This window comes from Streptomyces sp. WM6372 (assembly GCF_001279655.1).
Taxonomy (GTDB): domain Bacteria; phylum Actinomycetota; class Actinomycetes; order Streptomycetales; family Streptomycetaceae; genus Streptomyces.
In genome coordinates this window covers 21872-40622 of the sequence record NZ_LGDB01000177.1, presented here as the reverse complement: position 1 = coordinate 40622, position 18751 = coordinate 21872, and the positions used below count along the sequence as shown (strand labels likewise).

Below are 18751 nucleotides of genomic sequence, written 5' to 3'. Positions count from 1 at the left end.
CCGCGTCTTAGCAGCTCGGGTTCTGCCACGGTTCCAGGGGCGACGGGGCAGCTGTGGCGCTCCCTCCGGCGGCTATAGAAGCCGCAGGTCAGCGGTGATCCAACCGTTCTGCAGGGCATCCGTCGGCACTGCACAGGAATGAGAAGCGCTCAGGCCGCGGCTTCGCCGGGGTCCTCGTCCTCGTCTTCCGAGGAGCCGCCCCGCTCGTAACCCGACACGTCGATCTCGCGGCCGTCTGCGAGCCGTCTCTTGTGCGGGGCGACGTTGTGCTTGGTGGGCGGGTTCCGCTGCTCCTTCTCCTCTGCAGAGTCGGCGGCCGACCCGGTGTCCTGGGACTCCTCGGCGACGTTCTGTTCCTCGGCATGCCTAGCGGCCAGGACGGCGATGGCCAGAGCCGCGCTGCCGACCGTGCCGGCCACGGCGAGGATCTTCGGCTTATGCTTGCTGACCCAGCCCTTCGCCTTGGCGAAAGAGGTGGGCTCGCCGTCCTCGGGGATGGGTTCACTGGGCGTGGAGTCAGTCACGGGCACAGATCTACCGGACCTGTCCCTCGCCTGTCAGGCAATCACCTGACATCGCCCGATCAGGTTCCGTGGCGCTCGTACGTCTTCGCGTCTTCTTGAAGGTGCATCCTTTGGCCGCCGCAGCCGATTGCCGTCTTCGCTCTGTGGCCCGCCCGCCGGGCGGCTCTGCTTGGCGTCGGCCGCAAGGTGCCTCTCTTCCCATACAAGGCAGCTCTGCCGCTTTCTCTACTACGCTTCCCGGGTGGACTCGCCTGCCGCTTGCGTGGAACTCGCATCGACGGCTGGAAACGGCCGCGCGACGTGCGTCACGCCGCCGGCATCAGGGTTGGCGGCCCGCGCGACCGCCATGACATATCGGGAAGAAGAGCCTTGGCCCTCAAGAAGACAGACCTCTACAGCTCGCTCTGGAAGAGCTGCGACGAGCTGCGCGGCGGGATGGACGCCGGACAGTACAAGGACTACATCCTCACGCTGCTCTTCGTGAAGTACGTCTCCGACAAGGCCAAGGCAGACCCCGACAGTCTCATCGACGTCCCGCCCGGCGGCTCCTTCGACGACATGGTCGCCGCCAAGGGTGACAAGGAGATCGGCGACCGCTTCAACAAGATCATCAGTCGGCTTGCCGAGGCGAACGACCTGCGTAACGTCATCGACCTCGCCGACTTCAACGACGAGGAGAAACTCGGCAAGGGCAAAGAGATCCAGGACCGGCTGTCCAAGCTGGTCACGATCTTCAGCGACCTCGACTTCCGAGGCTCCCGAGCCGAGGGCGACGATCTCCTCGGCGATGCCTACGAGTACCTCATGCGCCACTTCGCCACGGAGTCCGGTAAGAGCAAGGGCCAGTTCTACACCCCCGCCGAGGTATCCCGCGTGCTGGCCAAGGTGGTCGGCATCACCAAGGCCACCCGCCAGGACCAGACGGTCTACGACCCGACCTGCGGCTCCGGCTCGCTTCTCCTGAAGGTCGCTGCCGAGACCTCACGCGGTATCACGATCTACGGCCAGGAGAAGGACAACGCCACGTGGGCGCTGTCCAAGATGAACATGATCCTGCACGGGAACGAGGACGCCGAGATCCTCAAGGGCGACACGATTACGAGCCCTCAGTTCACCAACGGTAACGCTCTCCAGACGTTCGACTTCGCCGTGGCCAACCCGCCGTTCTCGATCAAGTCCTGGAGCAACGGGCTGGAGCAGGAGTACGGCCGCTTCGAGTACGGCCGGCCGCCGGAGAAGAACGGCGACTACGCCTTCCTGCTGCACATCCTCAAGTCGCTCAAGAGCACGGGCAAGGCCGCGGTTATCCTTCCGCATGGCGTGCTCTTCCGCGGCCACGCCGAAGCTGGCATCCGCCAACGTCTGCTGAAGCAGGGGTTCATCAAGGGCATCATCGGCCTGCCCGTGAACCTCTTCTACGGGACTGGCATCCCGGCCTGCATCATCGTTCTGGACAAGGAGAACGCTGTCGGCCGTACCGGCGTCTTCATGATCGACGCGTCCAAGGGCTTCATTAAGGACGGCAACAAGAACCGCCTCCGCAGCCAGGACATCCACAAGATCGTCGACGTCTTTACGCGGCAGACCACGATCGACCGCTACTCGCGCATGGTCCCGCTGTCGGAGATCGCCGACCCGAAGAACGACTACAACCTCAACATCCCCCGCTACATCGACTCCTCTGAGCCCGAGGACATCCAGGACCTCCACGCACACATGCATGGCGGTACCCCTGACCGTGATCTCGACGCGCTCAGCGGCTACTGGGACGCCTTCCCGCAGTTGCGCAGCCAGCTGTTCCAGCCGAACCGACCTGGCTACAGCGACCTGACCATCGATGTCAGCCAGGTTCAGCAAGCGGTCCTTGATTCCCCCGAGTTCCAGAAGTTCACCGAAGAGGCCAGGGAACTCACTACTGAGTGGTTCGACGCCCATCGCAAGCGGCTCGAAGGGATCGACGAGACTACTCGGCCAAACGACCTCATCGCCGCTCTCGGTGACGACCTGCTCGCCCGTTTCAAACCAGTGCCGTTGCTGGACGAGTACGACGTCTACGAACAGCTCATGACGTACTGGCACGACGTCATGCACGACGACGTCTTCATGGTCATGAACGACGGTTGGCTCGAAGCGGCAAAGCCTCGCAAGATCGTGGTAGATAAGGACAGGAAGCTTTCCGAGACACCTGACCTCGTTGTGGGCACCGGTCGCAGCGCCGTCAAGTACAAGATGGACCTCATCCCGCCGGATCTGATCGTCGAGCGTTACTTCGCTAAGGAACGCGCCGAGGTCGATGAACTCATGTCGGCATGGGAGGAGGCGAGCCGCGTGGTCGAGGAGTACATCGAGGAGCATGCCGTCGAGAATGGGCTCCTGGCGGAAGCGATGGAGGATGAAAAGATCAACAAGGTACTCGCTTCGGCCCGCCTGAAGAAGGCGCGACACGAGGGTACGGACGTCGATGAAGTCGCAGCTTTGGCGCACCTGATCACGTTGTACAACGCGGAGGCGGTGGCCAAAAAGGCTGCGAAGGAGGAGGAGGCGGCGCTCCACCTTACAACTCTGAAGAAGTACGGCGACCTCACAGATGGTGAGGTGAGGGCTCTGGTGCTCGACGACAAATGGCGGACGACGCTCACCGTGCGTGTGACTTCCGAAGCTGAGGCGTTGACTCTGGCCTTGGTGAGCCGGATCCAGGAACTCGGCGAACGATATGCAGAGACGGTCGACGACCTAGGGACTGGCCTAGCGAAGCTAGAGAGCCTCGTAGTGGCACACATCGCCAATATGGGGGTGAAATGATCTACGCGGTTCCACCGCGGGGCTGGCGTTCGGCGTCGGTGTCCGACCTGGTCAGCATTTCGCACGGGTTTGCCTTCAAGGGTGAATACTTCTCCGAGTATGGAAGGGATGCAATCACCACACCCGGAAACTTTCTGGAATCGGGCGGGTTTCGCCACACGGGGGAAAAGCAGCGATATTACAGCGGTGACATTCTGGAGGGCTACCGGCTCGACGCGGGAGATCTGATTGTTGCGATGACCGAGCAAGCCGAAGGGTTGCTCGGCAGTACGGCTTGGGTTCCGGGCGCAAGCAGGTGGCTGCATAATCAGCGAATTGGCCGGATCCAGGCCAAGGTTGATGACGTTTCGCTCAAGTATTTGTACTACATGTTCAACTCATTCGAGTTTCGGAAGTCGGTTACCGAAACCGCCGCCGGCACTAAGGTGAAGCATACGTCCCCGGCTAAATTGGGTGCTGTGGAGATCCTTCTGCCGCCGAGAGGCGAGCAGGACCGGATCGCCGAGGTGCTCTCGGACGCGGATGAGTACATCGAATCCCTCGAATGCTTGATCGCTAAGAAGGAGGCAGTCAAGCAAGGTCTTATGCAACAGCTCTTGACAGGGCGGACCAGGTTGCCCGGCTTCACAGATCCGTGGCGTGAGACATCGCTCGGAAACGTGCTGAGGGTGTGTCACGGCAAGAACCAGAGGGCTGTGGAAGTGCCGTCGGGCATCTACCCCATTCTTGCCACCGGCGGGCGGATCGGCTGGGCGAAGGAGCCGCTGTACAGCAGGCCGTCCGTGCTGATCGGGCGTAAGGGAACTATCGATCGCCCGCAGTTCCAGGCGACCCCCTTCTGGACGGTCGACACGCTCTTCTATACGGAGATCTCAGCCGCGGCGGACCCCCGCTACCTCTACTACCTCTTCCTCACCGTGGACTGGAGGTCGATGAACGAGGCGTCGGGGGTGCCGAGCCTCACCGCACGGCGGATTGAGGGTGTTGAGGTCCAGCTCCCTGGTATCGAAGAGCAGTGCGCGATCCGTGAGGTGCTCGATGACGCGGACACTGAGGTCGTGGGTCTCCATACGCGCCTCGACAAGGCCCGCAACGTGAAGATCGGGATGACGCAGGAGCTCCTCACAGGACGGACGCGCCTGCCTGTTCAGGGGGAGGCAACGGCATGAGCGATGTGGGGCAGGTCGAGCGCGAGGCTCAGAACCGGGTCGTGCAGCTATTCAAGGAGCGGCTGGGCTACCGCCACCTTGGCAGCTGGGAGTACCGCGCGGGCAACTCGAACATCGAGGCCGAGCTGCTGGAGCAGAATCTCTGCGCCCGCGGATACGACAGCACCCTCGTCAGCAAAGCGATCGACCAGCTGAAGAAGGCCGCCGCGCTCGGTAGCGGTCGTGACCTATACGAGGCGAACCGAGACGTCTACGAACTGCTGCGTTACGGGGTGAAGGTTAAGCCGGGCGCTGGTGAGCAGTACGAGACGGTTTGGCTCATCGACTGGACCGACCCGCAAGCCAATGACTTCGTCGTCGTTGAGGAAGTGACGATCGTCGGTCGGCAAACGAAGCGGCCCGACATCGTGCTCTACGTCAACGGCCTGGCTCTGGTGACTCTGGAACTCAAGCGCTCCCGAGTGGCCGTAAGCGAGGGCATCCGACAGACCATTGGCAATCAGAAGCCACAGTTCATCCGGTCGTTCTTCTCCACAGTCCAGCTAGTGCTGGCCGGCAATGACGTGGAGGGCCTTCGCTACGGCGTCATCGACACACCCGAGAAGTACTGGCTGCAATGGAAAGAGCCCTCCGGTGTCGAGGAGCCCTTGGATCGCGCGCTGCTCCAGATGTGCGGCAAGGAGCGGCTGCTTGAGTTGATCCATGACTTCACCGTCTTCGACGCTGGTGTCCGTAAAGCGTGCCGCCACAACCAGTACTTTGGCGTCAAGGCCGCGCAGGAACGTATCGGTCGGCGTGAGGGCGGCATCATCTGGCACACCCAGGGTTCGGGGAAGTCGCTCACGATGGTGTGGCTGGCGAAGTGGATCCGGGAGCACCAAGACGACGCCCGAGTCCTGCTGATCACCGATCGCACCGAGCTGGACGAGCAGATCGAGAAGGTCTTCAACGGCGTCAACGAACAGATCTATCGCACCAGTAGTGGCGTGGACCTCCTGGACACTCTGAACAAGTCTGCCGAGTGGCTCATCTGCTCTCTTGTGCACAAGTTCGGTAGCTCGGCGGATGGTAAGGACGGATCGAAGGCCGACAACGAGTTCATCAAGGAGCTCAAGGCCAGGATCCCCAAGGGCTTCAAGGCCAAGGGCAACCTCTTCGTCTTCGTCGACGAGGCCCACCGCACCCAGTCCGGCATGATGCACGACGCGATGAAGGACCTGTTGCCGGGCGCCATGTTCATCGGGTTCACGGGGACGCCGCTGCTCAAGGCGGACAAGGCCACCAGCATGGAGAAGTTTGGGTCGTTTATCCACACCTACAAGTTCGACGAGGCCGTCGAGGACGGCGTGGTGCTCGACCTTTGCTACGAGGCCCGCTCCATCGACCAGCACCTGACATCGCCGGCGCAGGTGGACAAGTGGTTCGAGGCCAAGACCCGCGGCATGACCGATCTGTCCAAGGCGGAGTTGAAGAAGCGCTGGGGCACGATGCAGAAGGTCGTCTCCTCCGAACCCCGGGCGAAGCAGATCGTGCAGGACATCCTGCTCGACATGGAGACCAAGCCCCGCCTGATGGACGGGCGCGGTAACGCCATGCTCGTGGGCGAGAGTATCTACCAGGCATGCAAGTTCTACGAGCTGTTCTGCAACGCGGGCTTCCGAGGGAAGTGCGCCATCGTCACCAGCTACGCCCCGAGTCCAGGAGATATTTCCAAGGAGGACTCCGGCGCAGGCCAGACGGAGAAACTGCGTCAGTACGACATCTATCGAAGGATGCTTGCCGACCACTTTGGCGAGTCCGAAGACGCCGCCATGACGAAGGTCGACCAGTTCGAGAAAGAGGTCAAGCGGCAGTTTGTCGAGGAGCCCGGCCGGATGCGCCTGCTTATCGTCGTCGACAAGCTCCTGACCGGGTTCGATGCGCCGAGCGCCACGTACCTCTACATCGACAAGAAGATGAGCGATCACGGCCTGTTCCAGGCGATCTGCCGGGTCAACCGACTCGACGGAGATGACAAGGAGTTCGGCTGCATCGTCGACTATCGCGACCTGTTCAACTCCCTACAGGACGCCATCACCGACTACACGTCCGGGGCACTCGACGGGTACGAACCACAAGACATCGAGGGCCTGCTGACTGACCGGATCGAGAAGGGGCGAGAGGCTCTCGACGAAGCGCTGGAACGAATCCGCGCGCTCTGCGAGGTGGTTGCGCAGCCCCGGAACACGCTCCAGTACCAGCAGTACTTCTGTGCGGCTGATCCCGGCAACGCCGAGCAGCTCAAAGCCAACGAGCCCAAGCGTGTCGAGCTCTACAAGGCCGTTGCCGCGGTTACGCGGGCTTTCGCTAACCTGGCCAACGACATGGAGGCCGCCGGATACACCAGCCAGGAGGCCGAGGACATCCGTGCTGAAATCCGGCACTACACGGATGTCCGCGACGAGGTGAAGCTCGGAGCCGGTGAGGACGTCGACTTCAAGCAGTACGAGGCCGGCATGCGGTTCCTTCTGGACACCTACATCCAGGCGGACGCGTCCGCGACCGTGTCCGACTTCGAGGACACAGGCCTCGTTCAACTCATCGTCGAACTGGGTGCCGGGGCCCTCGACAAGCTGCCAAAGGGAATCAAGAGCAGCCCTGAGGCCGTCGCCGAGACGGTCGCCAACAACATGCGCAAGCTGATCATTGAAGAGCATGCGACGAACCCGAAGTACTTCGACAAGATGTCGGAGCTGCTCGACGCCATAATCGAGAAGCGGCGCCAGGGCGCGATCGAGTATCAGGACTACCTCACCAAACTGCTGGAGACTGCCGCGCAGCTCGGCAGAGGAGAGTCCGACGACACGTACAAGTACCCCGCCTGGGCCAACAACGGGGCGAAGCGGGCCTTGGTCGACTTCTTCCTCCCTGATGAGCGACTGGCTGTCGAGGTCGACACCGCGGTGCTCCACTCCAAGCCGCATGCATGGGTGGGTAACCCGTTAAGGGAGCGGAAGGTTCGGAACGCGCTGAAGCGAGCGCTGCCCGACGATTTCGACCGGCTTGATGAGCTCCTTGAACTGGTGAAGGCAAGGCATGAGTACCACTAGCGCCCGTCTCGCAGTCCGGGGCATTGACGTCCACGTGGTCTACAAGGACATCAAGAACCTGCACATCGGCGTGTACCCCCCCATAGGGCGCGTCCGGGTGGCCGCGCCTCAGCAGCTGGATGACGATCAGGTCCGCCTGGCCGTCATCCAGCGGTTGCCGTGGATCAAGCGTCAGCAGGATCAACTGCGCTCGGCTGAGCGTCAGTCAGTGCGCGAGATGGTCAGCGGAGAGTCCCACTACGTGTGGGGTGTGCGACGACGCCTGAAGGTCATCGAGCGACCGGGACGCCCGCATGTAGAAATCGACGGCGACCGAATGCTGCTCTACGTGCCGAGCGGGACAGGTGAGGAGCGCCGTCGCGACCTGCTCGACCGGTGGTGTCGTGAGCAACTCCGTCAGGCGATCCCTGCGCTCATCGAGCGCTGGGAGACCAAGCTCGGGGTTTCGGTGCCGTGGTGGGGTATCCGCCGGATGAAGACCAAGTGGGGCTCCTGCAACCGGGAGACTCGCCGCCTGTGGTTCAACTCCGAACTGGCCAAGAAGCATCCAGAGTGCCTTGAGTACGTCGTCGTTCACGAGATGGTCCACTATCTCGAACGGGGACACGGCCAGCGCTTCGCCCAGCTGATGGATGGCTTCCTGCCGGACTGGCGTAGTCGCCGTGATCGCCTGAATGACGCACCGCTCTCTGACGAGCTATGGGCGGGGCGTTGAATGCAGCGAGGAAACGGCAACAGCCCCATGTCTGCTCTGAAGCCCGTAGGGACAGTGGACACATTTCCGTTGCTCGAAAATACCGAGTGACGTTTATCAGCTATGCGAGTTAAAGATGGGGGAGGTGTTCAGCTTCCCCTCAGTCCCATTAGATGACGATGACGCGGAAGGTGCTGACCCCATGGCGAAGCTTCGGTTGACCGTAGGGCGGGGGCACGTCGAGGAGCTGGCACGCCTGCGCCATCCCGTCGGAGCCGTCGAGGAGCTGATCTGGAACTCTCTCGACGCGGACGCCGAGACTGTCACCGTCATGCTTGAGCGCAATGACTTCGGTGGAGTCGACCGGGTCGCCGTGATCGACGACGGCACTGGTATCGCGGCGGAGAAGTGCGGCGACTACTTCGAGCAGATCGGTACGTCCTGGAAGAAGCGCACGCAGGTCAGCGAGGTCAAGAAGCGCGTGCTGCACGGGAAGAACGGGCGAGGCCGAGTCCGGGCCTTCGCACTCGGCAGCGAGGTGCGCTGGACCAGCGTGAGCGGTACGAAGGGGATCCGCCGTCGTGTGGTCATCGAGTCCGATCGCAGCTCTATGGACGAGTTCGACGTCAGCGATCCCGAGCCGACGGCCGACGCAATGGGGACGGTCTTCGAGGCGTTCGGCGGTGAGGACCTCCAGAAGCTGACCGAGGACGCCGCCCGTACCGCGCTCACTGCTGCCTTCGCGCTCCACCTGGAGGCGTACCCGGACATCTGCATCACCTATGACGGGACGCGGCTGGACCCGGCTTCGGAGCAAGTGCACGTCGATACGTACGAGGTGGCGACTCCGCCGGGCAGTTCTCATCCGCCGGCCCAGCTGAAGATCATCGAATGGTCGCGTCCGTACTCCCGGGCTCTGATCCTCTGCGACGGCCGAGGTATGTCCTTGGCGCAGCTGAAGCCGGAGATCCAGGCTCCCGGCTTCCACTTCACGGCGTACCTGTCCTGGTCGGGGTTCGAGGACGATTCGGTCGGCGACCTCGCCTTCGCCGATTGGACACCGGAGGGGCCCGCTGCCGAGGTGCTGGCCGAAGCCCGGGAGCGTATGCGTGAGCACTTCCGCTCCCGCGCCGACGAACGTCGTCGTGAGCTCGTCGACTCGTGGCGTGCAGAGGGTTTCTACCCGTATACAGGTGAGCCCGCCAACGACCAGGAGCGTGCGGAGCGCGAGACCTTCGACGCCGTGGCGACCGCGGTCGTCCGGCACCTGCCGGCGAGCAAAAGGGCCCAGAAGGTGTCCTTCGCGCTTCTGCGCTCCGTCCTGACCCACGAGCCGGGCGAGGTGCTGCGCATCGCTGAGGAGCTCTTCGCGCTCTCCAAGCAGGAGCAGACGGAACTCAGCCGACTGCTGGATCGTACGCCGCTGTCTGCCCTGATCAAGGCGTCGACAGCGACGACCGGACGTCTCGACTTCCTGTCGGCTCTGGAGCACCTCGTCTTTGAACCCGTGGCCAAGGGACGGGTCAAGGAGCGCACCGAGCTGCATCGGATCCTGGAGAACGAGTGCTGGATCTTCGGCGAGGAGTACGGGTTGCACGTCAGCGACCGGAGTCTGAACGAGGTGCTGAGGCAGCATTGCCGTCTGCTCGGCCGGGACGCGCCAGCTCCGGACCCTGTCCTGAGAGAGGACGGGAGCCGGGGGATCGTCGACCTGATGCTGTCCCGTGCCGCCCGGCAGCGAAAGGGGGAGCGCCACCATCTCGTGGTGGAACTCAAGAGGTCGAGCGTCACCCTTGGTATGACCGAGTTCTCGCAGATCAACAGCTACGCGCAGGCGGTCATGAACGACGACAGGTTCCGGGACCCCAAGGTGACCTGGGACTTCTGGCTCGTCGGCAATGCTATGGACGACGGCCTCCGCCAACTCGCCCACCAGCCGGACCGGATGCCCGGATGCGCCGTCACGCAGCCCACGTACCGGATCTGGGTGCGAACCTGGGGCGAGATCATTGAGGATGCCCAGGAGCGACTTCGCTTCTACAGCGAGCAGCTTGAGTACCAGTCGTCGACCGAGCACGCCATGGACTACCTGATCAGGGAACACGCCGATACGGTCCTTGACCTGGTGAGTGACGGCACGGTGCCTGTGGCGAGGGCTGGGGACAGCGGATCGATCGGAGTTGTCGTTAACCCCTGATGTGCTTCTCCACGTGGGCGTCACGGAGGGGCTCCGGTCGGACTCTTAGGTCACCTGCCGTAGACAATGAGGTGGAACCGCGCCGAGTGGGCCGCCATGGCGGCCACGAGGTAAGGGACTACGTACAGATGGCCGCGTAGCGGCCGGGGACGACAGGACTTGTCTGCTTCGGACTGGACGGCTCCTTCGGACTGGACGGCTCCTTCGGGGCCGCTCTGTCGATGGCGTCTCTGTCTGGTGGCGCTGTCGCGCCCCGCGTAGCTTCGCCATCGAGCTGTACGGCTTCTGTCGGCCCTCCGGGGCCGGCACTGTTGCTTCCCTCGTGCCGCTGGGTTTGCGATGGGGGCCGCGAAGCGGCCCTCTTCAAGCTTGGGACTTTGCGGCCTTACGGCCCCGCTCTCACCAGTGGGGAGGGCTGCTTCCTCTTGCCGTTGAACTAGATAGAGAAAAGCTGAAGAGATAGCCCCTGGCAGGAATGGTCAGTGGTTCACGCGTGAGGTGAACCGGGGTCACGCTGCCCGTGAGGTACTGGCCTTGTACTGCCAGGCCGAGCGCACACCGTGGGTGCGGCACGACCTGCCGCCCTTCGCAGTCTGGACGTGGTGGTGCGGCAGCGTGAGACACCGCGAGTTGGAGTCGGCGCCGACGAGCCCCTTCGTCTTGGCGCGTTTGATGGCGTTCGGCAGGCCCGACCCGCTGAGCGGTCTGTTGCTCTTGTCGGCGAGTACCTCGGCAAGTTCGCCGGTGAAGAACTCGGCATGGCCGATCGCATTCATTCGCCAGATGGCCGCGAAGTAGAGGCGCAGGCTCAGGTCTCCGAGACCGGGGTCCCGAGCGAAGCGTTCGCACTCACTCTTGGAGACGGCACTCCAGTAGATGCCGGTGCCGAAGTTGATGCCGTCGGGCTGCATGTTGGCAGTCCTCCCTCCTTCGAGGCGCACGTGTGCGCGCCGGTGTCCTCCCGCCGGGCGGCGGGATCATATGACCTCATTTCGGTCAGTTGGGAATGGGGAAGCGCCGTCAGGCTGAGACCGGACACTCCCGGTCGATCCAGAGGTCGACCTCTGACAGCCGGAAGCGCAGGCTGCCGCCGACCTTCCGCGACGGGATGCCGAGTGTCCGGTGGTTGTTGTAGATCCAGGCGGACTTCTTGCCCAGGTACTCGGCCAGCTCGTCAACGGTCATGAGGCGGTGGTGGTGCAACGGCGGACTCCTATCGACGGAGGGGCAGACCTGCACATCCTGAGCGAGTCAGTTCGGCTTAGTCAAGTCCGGCTCTGTCTAATCCGGACTTGACCAGGCTGCGTCACCTGCTTACGGTGCAGCTATGAACTCGACACCTCAGCCACCAGGAGCCGAACCGCGGGATGGTGTGACCGTCATCAAGCGCACGGGCGCATGGGTGGTGACCATGTACTGGCCAGAGGGCGCCGGCGGAACGGTAGGTCCACGAGAGGTCCACGTGGTTCCTGCGGACGACGCTGACCCGCAGGAGATCGCGCGTGGCATCTCCAGCACCGTTCTACGGCGGATCAACACGACGCCGAGCCAGGACTTCGCCGCGATGCGGTCGCTTGAGAAGGCTGCTGACATGGATAGTCGCCAGCTTGGCGAGCGGCTGGCTTCCCTCCCGAGCGGTCTCACGGACGAGCGGCTGGCGGTGCTGTCTGCCCTCTACGTGCACTTCGTGGATGCGGGAGAGCGTGCCCCGGCGCAGCGCCTGGCGGTGGGATTCGATTTGAATCCGGCCACTGTGAAGGGTCATCTCCGTGCTGCCCGGCAGCGGGGATTTCTGACGAAGGTCGAGGGCAAGGCGGGCGGTCGGCTGACCGACAAGGCGAACGCGATACTCAGGGGGATGAAGCCCGATGCAGGTGCTGAAGAAGTGTGACTGCCGGAACCGGACCCGGTGCGCGCACCTGTGGACCGTCCGATACAGGGAGCCCGGCGGACGGAGTGGGCGTCAGCGGGAGAAGTCGTTCCCCACGAAGAAGGAAGCCGAAGCCTTCGGCATCAAGGCGGAGAACGACAAGCGATCGGGCGCCTACATCGACCCCCAGCTTGGTCAGATCTCGCTGAGGAAGTGGGCCGAGGAGTGGCTGGCGCAGCACCAGGTGAACGAATCCACCCGGCGTAACTACCAAGGCTTCCTCTCCAACCACCTGATCCCGGAGCTGGGCTCCCGCACACTCGCCGGCCTGACCGCGGCCGACGTGAAGAAGCTCCAGACCGCCATGACGGCCCGCGGGCTGACGGCCGCGACGGTAAACGACCGTATGAACATCCTGCGCAGCATGATGACGGCAGCCGTGAAGGAGCGCCGGATACCAGACAACCCGTGCGAAGAGATGCCGCCACTCAAGACGGCGGGGGCAGCCGTCGACCCGGACGAGATCCCAACGCTTGCCGAGGTGTACGCCATCGCGGCGGCTATGTCCGACCAGTACCGCCTCACTGTGTGGCTTCAGGCGGGCGCCGGGCTGCGCATCAGCGAGACTCTCGGCTTCTCGGCCGACTGTCAGCGGGACGGCTTTCTCCGGCTGCGCCGACAGATCAGCGCCAAGGCGAACCAGGGTGACTGCGTCACGCGCTTTGTCCCGCTGAAGCACCGTACGGCGGAGGCGTTCAGGGACGTGCCCACGCCGCTCTTCCTCGACCAGGAGATCGGGGTGCACCTGAAGAAGTGGGGAACGGTCGAGCTCGACGGCTTGGAGGCGCTGTTCGCGCCGCGTGAGCGCGGCAAGGGCAAGATGCCTACGGCCTCTACGTACGGCTACCACTGGCGCAAGGCGCTGAAGGCGGCCGGTGTGGTGAAGCCCGACGGGAAGCCGAAGTACACGCCACACTCGCTGCGCCACTTCTTCGCCTCGACGGCTCTCGCGAACGGCGTACCGATCCACGAGGTGAGCCGCTGGCTCGGTCACCGGAACATCAAGACGACCGTCGACACGTACGGGCACCTCATGCCGGAGGCGTGGGATCGCTGCCGGGACGTGATGCAGGAGGCGATACGTCCGTCGGTTCCCCGTCAGGCTTCCGAGACGGCGCTTGCAGCGTGACGTGCTGACCTACCGACACGGTGCTGACTTGGTGCTGACCCAGCACCCCTTCAGAGGGGTGAAACCCTTGGGAATACTGGGGAGTGAGAGGCTTCTTGGACGTTCCGCTTCAACGTCTGAGCGGATGACGTGACACCACGTCGCTGACGTGGCAAACCTGCAGTTCAGAAGGGGTCGGACTCCGTCGAGTCCGACCCCTTCTGCATTGCCGCGCCGATTCAGGCGTGGGGGACCGCCGTGGCGAGGAGCACCTCGAACTCCTCAAGGCTGCTGGTGGTCGCGCGGGTCTTCGCCGCGGCTTTTCCGCGGACCGCCGCGACGGCGCCGCGGGAGGCCGTGAGCGCGTCGCGGTCGGTGTAGAGCGCGCCGACGGCGGCTCTGCCCCGGTCGCGGTCGACGAGCAGGGAGATGCCGGACAGTCCGGCGACCTTCTGGAGCCCGGGCAGCGCGGTGTCGCGGAACGTGTCCACCAGCAGGTCGATGTCGGACGGCTGCACGTCCATGCGGACCAGCCGGAACCCCGCGCCGGGCCCGAGGTCCTCCGTGCGCCGGGCGACGGCCGCCTCCCAGTTGTCGACCGTCATGGTCCGCGCGAAGGGTGCCATCAGCTCGGCCCGCCGCTTGCCCAGGTTCTCGTAGCTGGCCTGCCGGGAGGCCTCGTCCTCCCACCACGAGCCCACCAGGAGCTTGCCGAGCTCGCGGTCGGCGAACAGCCCCATCCCGCGAAAGCCCGGCTGCGCCGACAGCAGCTCGCGCCCCTCGGTCCGGAGCGCCTCGGCGACCCCGTCGAGGTCGGCCGGATCACCCGTTGCATAGATGCTGCGAACGTACATGGCGCCCTTTCCTGCCTTCCGGCGGGCCCGTGCGGGCTCGCGTTCCCCACTCCATGCGATGGCCGGGGTGGACCGGGGGCAACGCGGCAGGGGCAATCAGGTGACGCGGCGGGCCCTCGCGGCTTCCTTTCAGCTGCTTCGGGGTGGCGTGAGCGTGTCGAGGTCCAGGTCGATCTCGAAGGGGACCGGGCGCCGGAGGGTGCCCCGGAAGATGCCGGCGGGCGCGTAGGCGCCGGTCGGTCCGTCGAGCTCGTAGACGTGGACCACGGGTGCCCCGTCCTCGTCCTCGATGCACCTAGTGCGGGATGCCGGCCTCCGCGTACTTGCGGAGTCTGACCGTGCGGTCGCGGTGGGCGGACTCGGTGTGGCGGGGTGCCTCGGGGAGGCGGTCGAGGTCCTCCGCGAACCAGCCTTCCGCGCGCGGCGGGCGCATCCAGTCGGGCAGTGCGGGCATGGCTTCACGGTAGCGGCCCGCAGCTCACGCCGGAGAGCCAACGATCCCGGCCGGAGGTTTTCCGGCGACCGGCCGCGCGGTCCCGGCGGGCGGTGCGCGCGAATGGGGTGGGGCGGGAGGGGCGGGCGGAGAGCCTCGTTGACGGGTGGATCTTGGTGAGTAGCGTCACGGAGCGCACGCGGTCTCGACAGCAGGCCTGGGGGAAGCGTCGGCGCTCGGGAGGCTCAGGCCGTGACCAGATGGCGTTTCCGGACGCGGTGGTGGACCGCGGTGACCACCACCGGCCTGTTGCTGGCCCTGGCCCCCGGACCGGCCACCGCCGCCCCGCCGGGCGCCGCGGATCCCGCCGATCCGACCGTACGGCGTGACCCCGCCACCGGGCACGCCCGGATGATCTTCAACTCCGGGGGGTACCTGACCCCGCCGTCCAAGCGGGCTCCCGAGCACGTCGCGCTCGCCTACGTACGCGACCACCGCGGGGAGTTCGGGCTCACCGCCCGGCAGGCCGAGCAGCTCGTCGTCGTCTCCTCGTACCCCACCCGGCACAACGGGGCACGGCAGGTGACGATCGGCCAGAGCATCGACGGCATGCGCGTCCACGGCGGGCTCCTCACCGCCACCGTCGACAAGCGCGGCCGCCTCGTGATCCTCGGCGGCGCCGTCGTGACCGCCGAGCCGGCCGGCACCGTCGAGCTGACGGCCAAGCAGGCCCTCGACCAGGCCGCCGAGGCCCAGGGCGCCCGGCCCCAGCACACCCTGACCGGCACCGACAACCGCGACAAGGGCCGGCAGAAGTTCAAGAACGTCTACGCCAAGCGGCTCACGAAGCCCAACGACGTGACCGCCGAACTGGTCTGGTTCCCCACCGACTCCGGCCGCGAGCTGCGCCCCGCCTGGCTCACCGACATCGAGGTCTCGGGCACGTCCTGGTACGAGACGGTGGTCGACGCCGCCGACGGCCGGGTCCTGAGCCGCGAGAGCCGGTACCACCACGCCGGCCCGGAAGGCACCGTCTTCACGGCCCAGCACCCCGACGTCAGCGGCGCCACCCGCACCGTCACGCCGTTCACCGGCCGCGACGGCTCCTGGGTCGCGGACCGGCTGACGCAGGGCAACAACGCCAACGCGTACCGGGACGAGGACGGCGACAACACGGTGCCGGACACCGGGAACGACGCCCTGCGCCCGCAGTCCCCGGCGAGCGGCGACCCGAACCACCAGCACTTCGACTACCCGTTCAACGACACCTGGCGCACCAACGCCGGCGCGACGCAGGCCAACCTCGACGCCGACGTCAACCCGGTCATCACGCAGCTCTTCTACTACACCAATGTGATGCACGACTACCTCTACGACCTCGGGTTCGACGAGGCCTCGCGCAACTTCCAGGTCGACAACTTCGGCCGCGGCGGCTCGGGCAACGACCCCGTACTGGCCGAGGCGCAGGACGGCTGGGACCTCGGCTGCCTCGACGACGCCACGCTGCCGAACGCGATCCGCTGCACCAACAACGCCAACTTCGCCGCCCCCGGCGACGGCTCCAGCCCGCGCATGCAGATGTACGTGTGGCAGCCGCCGGGCCGGCCGTTCCGCGACGGTTCGCTCGACGGCGACGTCATCGCGCACGAGTACGGCCACGGCGTGTCCAACCGCCTCGTCGGCGGCGGCCACCTCGGCGGCGGCTCCCAGACCGGCGCCCTCGGGGAGGGCTGGAGCGACGCGATCTCCTTCCTCAAGTGGGGCGACGCCACGGTCGGCGAGTACGTCACCGGCAACACCGCCACCGGCATCCGCTCGCAGGCGTACGACACGTCCACCGAGAAGTGGGGCACCTTCAACCCCGCCCGCGGCGTGCACCGCAACGGCGAGATCTGGGCCGCGACGATCTACGACATCCGCGAGGCGAAGGGCGTCGCGTTCACCCAGCAGCTCGTCATCGACGGCATGAAGAACACCGTCAGCAAGCCGAACTACCTCGACGCGCGCGACGGCGTCCTGGCCGCCGACATGACCAACAACGCGGGCGCGGACCAGTGCCTCCTGTGGCGGGTCTTCGCGGGACGCGGCATGGGCGCGAACGCCGCCTCCAGCGCGGACCAGAACACCGTGACCGCCGACGAGACCGTCCCGGCCGCCTGCCTGCCGACCGCGAACGCGGGCGGCCCGTACACGACGAACGAGGGCACGGACGTCACGCTCAGCGCGGCCGGTTCCGCCAAGGGGACCGCGCCGTCGGCCGGGAACCCGACCGCGTACGCCTGGGACCTCGACAACGACGGGCAGTACGACGACGCCACCGGGGTCACCGCCGCCTTCGGCGCGGTGGGCGGGGACGGCGTCTCCACCGTCGGACTGCGGGTGACCGACGCCGCCGGCAACACCGACACCGACGCGACGACGGTCACCGTCGCCAACGCCGCACCGGTCGTGACGCTCCAGCCGGTCCCTGCGGCCGGGGAGAACGGCCCCGTCACCCTCACGGGCAGGATCAGCGATCCGGGCCGGCTCGACCCGCTGACCGCCACGGTCGACTGGAAGGACGGAGCGGGCCCGCAGGAGCTCACGGGCGCGCTGGAGAACGACCGCCCCGACGCGACGCTGACCTTCACCGCGGAGCACACGTACGGGGACGACGGGACCTTCCCGGTCGAGGTCTGCGGCAGTGACGACGACACCAGCACCTGCCGGACGGTCGACGCGACCGTCGCCAACGCCGACCCGGCCGCGGCGATCTCGGGCGACGGGCAGACGACGTACAACGGGCAGAAGGCCTTCATCGCCCACGCGGGCACGCCGGTCGCCGTCACCGGCGCCTCCGCCGACCCGGGCAGCGACGACCTGACCCTGAACTGGCTGTGGGGCGACGGCGCTCCGGACGACCTGGTCTCGCCGGTGAACCCGCCGGCCACCGACCCGGACCCGAGCCCCTCGATCCAGCCGCGCGACGTGACGGGGACGAAGTCGCACGCGTACCCGGCCGCCTGCCTGTCCACGCTGACGTTCACCAGCAGGGACGACGACAGCGGCAGCGCCTCCGACACCGCCTCCGTCATCACCACCGGCAACGCGCTGCGGGCGCGCAACCAGGCGTACTGGATGGGCGAGTTCGACGGGCGGGCGCCGGACCGCTCCACGGCGGTGCAGCGGGCCTGCCTGCTGAGCGTGGCCTCGTTCATGAGCGCCGTGTACGGGCCGCTGACCGACGCCCAGGCGTACGCGGTTCTCGGCTCGGGCTCCCCGCAGCCGCGGCCGCTGGTCTCCCAGCAGCTGCTCGCGGCGTGGCTCAACTTCGCGAACGGGTCGTACGACCTGTCCACGCCGGTCGACACCAGTGGCGACCGGAAGACGGACTCGACCTTCGGGGCGGCGGTGGCCAACGCCGAGGCGGTCTACAACGACCCCGCCTCGACGCGGAACCAGCTGCTGAAGCAGGTCGACGTACTGCTGCGCTTCAACGTGCGTGACGGTGGCTGACCGGCGCCTGGTGTGCCTCGCCGCCCTCTCCCTCTTCACGGGGTGCGGGGGCGGCGAGGTGCGTCCGCCGGCGCAAGGGAAGCAGGAGCCGGACGGTGCGCACGAGCCGGACGGTACGGGTGACCCGGGCGCCACCGGCGGTACGGGCGCCACGGCGGCCGGCGCGGCGACCCCGGCGCAGGGCCGCGTACTCACCGCGGCCGACGACGGCTTCGCGGGGCGGCTCGCCGTCGGGCAGACGGCCCGCCTGCGCCTGCCCCTCCCGGAAGGCGGCCCGGAACCCACCGCCCGGGGCGATGCGGTGCTGTTGATCCGCATCAGCGACGTGACGGGCTCGGGCCACCGCGAATGGGAGCTCCGCGCGGTCCGCCCGGGCACCACCCGCATCACCGTCCCCCGCCCCGCCACCGCCTCCCCGGCCACCCTGACCCTCACCGTCACCTGAGCGGGCGGTCA

At 66.0% G+C, this 18751-nt stretch carries 13 protein-coding genes and 1 pseudogene; 9 read left to right on the top strand and 5 right to left on the bottom strand.

All coding sequences use genetic code 11. The annotated features are described in order from the left end of the window. Positions 1 to 149: 149 nt before the first annotated feature. Positions 150 to 524 (bottom strand): hypothetical protein, encoded by a 375-nt coding sequence (locus ADK52_RS15015; RefSeq protein ID WP_053690296.1) that lies wholly within the window; start codon positions 522 to 524, stop codon positions 150 to 152. A 369-nt stretch (positions 525 to 893) separates the two neighbouring features. On the opposite strand from ADK52_RS15015, the gene ADK52_RS15010 reads away from it, so the two are divergent. The 5 genes from ADK52_RS15010 to ADK52_RS14990 all read left to right on the top strand — a co-directional run bounded on the left by ADK52_RS15010 (position 894) and on the right by ADK52_RS14990 (position 10475). Beyond that, the gene (locus ADK52_RS15010; protein WP_078988337.1) at positions 894 to 3326 is read left to right on the top strand and encodes a type I restriction-modification system subunit M; all 2433 of its coding nucleotides are present in this window, start codon (positions 894 to 896) and stop codon (positions 3324 to 3326) included. After that, positions 3323 to 4495, top strand: coding sequence for a restriction endonuclease subunit S (locus ADK52_RS40075; protein WP_078988336.1), 1173 nt, complete (start codon positions 3323 to 3325; stop codon positions 4493 to 4495). Before ADK52_RS15010 ends, ADK52_RS40075 begins: the two co-directional genes overlap by 4 nt. Further along, positions 4492 to 7584, top strand: coding sequence for a type I restriction endonuclease subunit R (locus tag ADK52_RS15000; RefSeq protein ID WP_053690295.1), 3093 nt, complete (start codon positions 4492 to 4494; stop codon positions 7582 to 7584). Before ADK52_RS40075 ends, ADK52_RS15000 begins: the two co-directional genes overlap by 4 nt. A 34-nt stretch (positions 7585 to 7618) precedes the next feature. Continuing rightward, the gene (locus ADK52_RS14995) at positions 7619 to 8299 is read left to right on the top strand and encodes a M48 family metallopeptidase (RefSeq protein WP_234343809.1); all 681 of its coding nucleotides are present in this window, start codon (positions 7619 to 7621) and stop codon (positions 8297 to 8299) included. 181 nt (positions 8300 to 8480) lie between these two features. Then, a complete protein-coding gene (locus tag ADK52_RS14990) occupies positions 8481 to 10475 on the top strand; it encodes an ATP-binding protein (protein WP_053690337.1) in 1995 nt (664 codons plus the stop codon). A gap of 509 nt (positions 10476 to 10984) precedes the next feature. On the opposite strand, the gene ADK52_RS14985 is transcribed toward ADK52_RS14990, so the two are convergent. Then, positions 10985 to 11386: a hypothetical protein gene (locus tag ADK52_RS14985; protein ID WP_053690293.1), complete on the bottom strand. Its 402-nt coding sequence runs from the start codon at positions 11384 to 11386 to the stop codon at positions 10985 to 10987. A 109-nt stretch (positions 11387 to 11495) separates the two neighbouring features. Then, positions 11496 to 11660: a helix-turn-helix domain-containing protein gene (locus ADK52_RS14980; RefSeq protein ID WP_078988341.1), complete on the bottom strand. Its 165-nt coding sequence runs from the start codon at positions 11658 to 11660 to the stop codon at positions 11496 to 11498. Between the two features lie 187 nt (positions 11661 to 11847). Between ADK52_RS14980 and ADK52_RS14975 the strand changes: the two genes are divergently transcribed. Both ADK52_RS14975 and ADK52_RS40070 read left to right on the top strand, forming a co-directional pair. Continuing rightward, positions 11848 to 12366, top strand: a complete 519-nt coding sequence (locus ADK52_RS14975) for a winged helix-turn-helix transcriptional regulator (RefSeq protein WP_053690291.1) — start codon at positions 11848 to 11850, stop codon at positions 12364 to 12366. Then, positions 12344 to 13534 carry a tyrosine-type recombinase/integrase gene (locus ADK52_RS40070; protein WP_078988335.1) on the top strand — a complete coding sequence of 397 codons (1191 nt, stop codon included), beginning with the start codon at positions 12344 to 12346 and terminating at the stop codon, positions 13532 to 13534. Before ADK52_RS14975 ends, ADK52_RS40070 begins: the two co-directional genes overlap by 23 nt. 218 nt (positions 13535 to 13752) lie before the next feature. Here the strand turns inward: ADK52_RS40070 and ADK52_RS14965 are convergent, their stop codons facing one another. Next, positions 13753 to 14367 carry an antibiotic biosynthesis monooxygenase gene (locus ADK52_RS14965; protein WP_053690290.1) on the bottom strand — a complete coding sequence of 205 codons (615 nt, stop codon included), beginning with the start codon at positions 14365 to 14367 and terminating at the stop codon, positions 13753 to 13755. A 129-nt stretch (positions 14368 to 14496) separates the two neighbouring features. After that, positions 14497 to 14821: pseudogene (locus tag ADK52_RS14960) on the bottom strand (hypothetical protein). A 231-nt stretch (positions 14822 to 15052) separates the two neighbouring features. On the opposite strand from ADK52_RS14960, the gene ADK52_RS14955 reads away from it, so the two are divergent. Both ADK52_RS14955 and ADK52_RS14950 read left to right on the top strand, forming a co-directional pair. After that, a complete protein-coding gene (locus tag ADK52_RS14955) occupies positions 15053 to 18295 on the top strand; it encodes a M36 family metallopeptidase (RefSeq protein WP_159045954.1) in 3243 nt (1080 codons plus the stop codon). Continuing rightward, positions 18288 to 18740 (top strand): hypothetical protein, encoded by a 453-nt coding sequence (locus ADK52_RS14950; protein WP_147420006.1) that lies wholly within the window; start codon positions 18288 to 18290, stop codon positions 18738 to 18740. The genes ADK52_RS14955 and ADK52_RS14950 overlap by 8 nt, the downstream gene beginning before the upstream one ends. The last annotated feature ends 11 nt before the right edge of the window (positions 18741 to 18751 follow it).

Bases quoted from the DNA above. Each gene is read 5' to 3' on its own strand.
- ADK52_RS15000 (WP_053690295.1), top strand. From the start codon at position 4,492: ATGAGCGATGTGGGGCAGGTCGAGCGCGAGGCTCAGAACCGGGTCGTG.
- ADK52_RS14980 (WP_078988341.1), bottom strand. From the start codon at position 11,660: ATGACCGTTGACGAGCTGGCCGAGTACCTGGGCAAGAAGTCCGCCTGG.
- ADK52_RS40070 (WP_078988335.1), top strand. From the start codon at position 12,344: ATGCAGGTGCTGAAGAAGTGTGACTGCCGGAACCGGACCCGGTGCGCG.
- ADK52_RS14985 (WP_053690293.1), bottom strand. From the start codon at position 11,386: ATGCAGCCCGACGGCATCAACTTCGGCACCGGCATCTACTGGAGTGCC.
- ADK52_RS14965 (WP_053690290.1), bottom strand. From the start codon at position 14,367: ATGTACGTTCGCAGCATCTATGCAACGGGTGATCCGGCCGACCTCGAC.
- ADK52_RS40075 (WP_078988336.1), top strand. From the start codon at position 3,323: ATGATCTACGCGGTTCCACCGCGGGGCTGGCGTTCGGCGTCGGTGTCC.
- ADK52_RS14990 (WP_053690337.1), top strand. From the start codon at position 8,481: ATGGCGAAGCTTCGGTTGACCGTAGGGCGGGGGCACGTCGAGGAGCTG.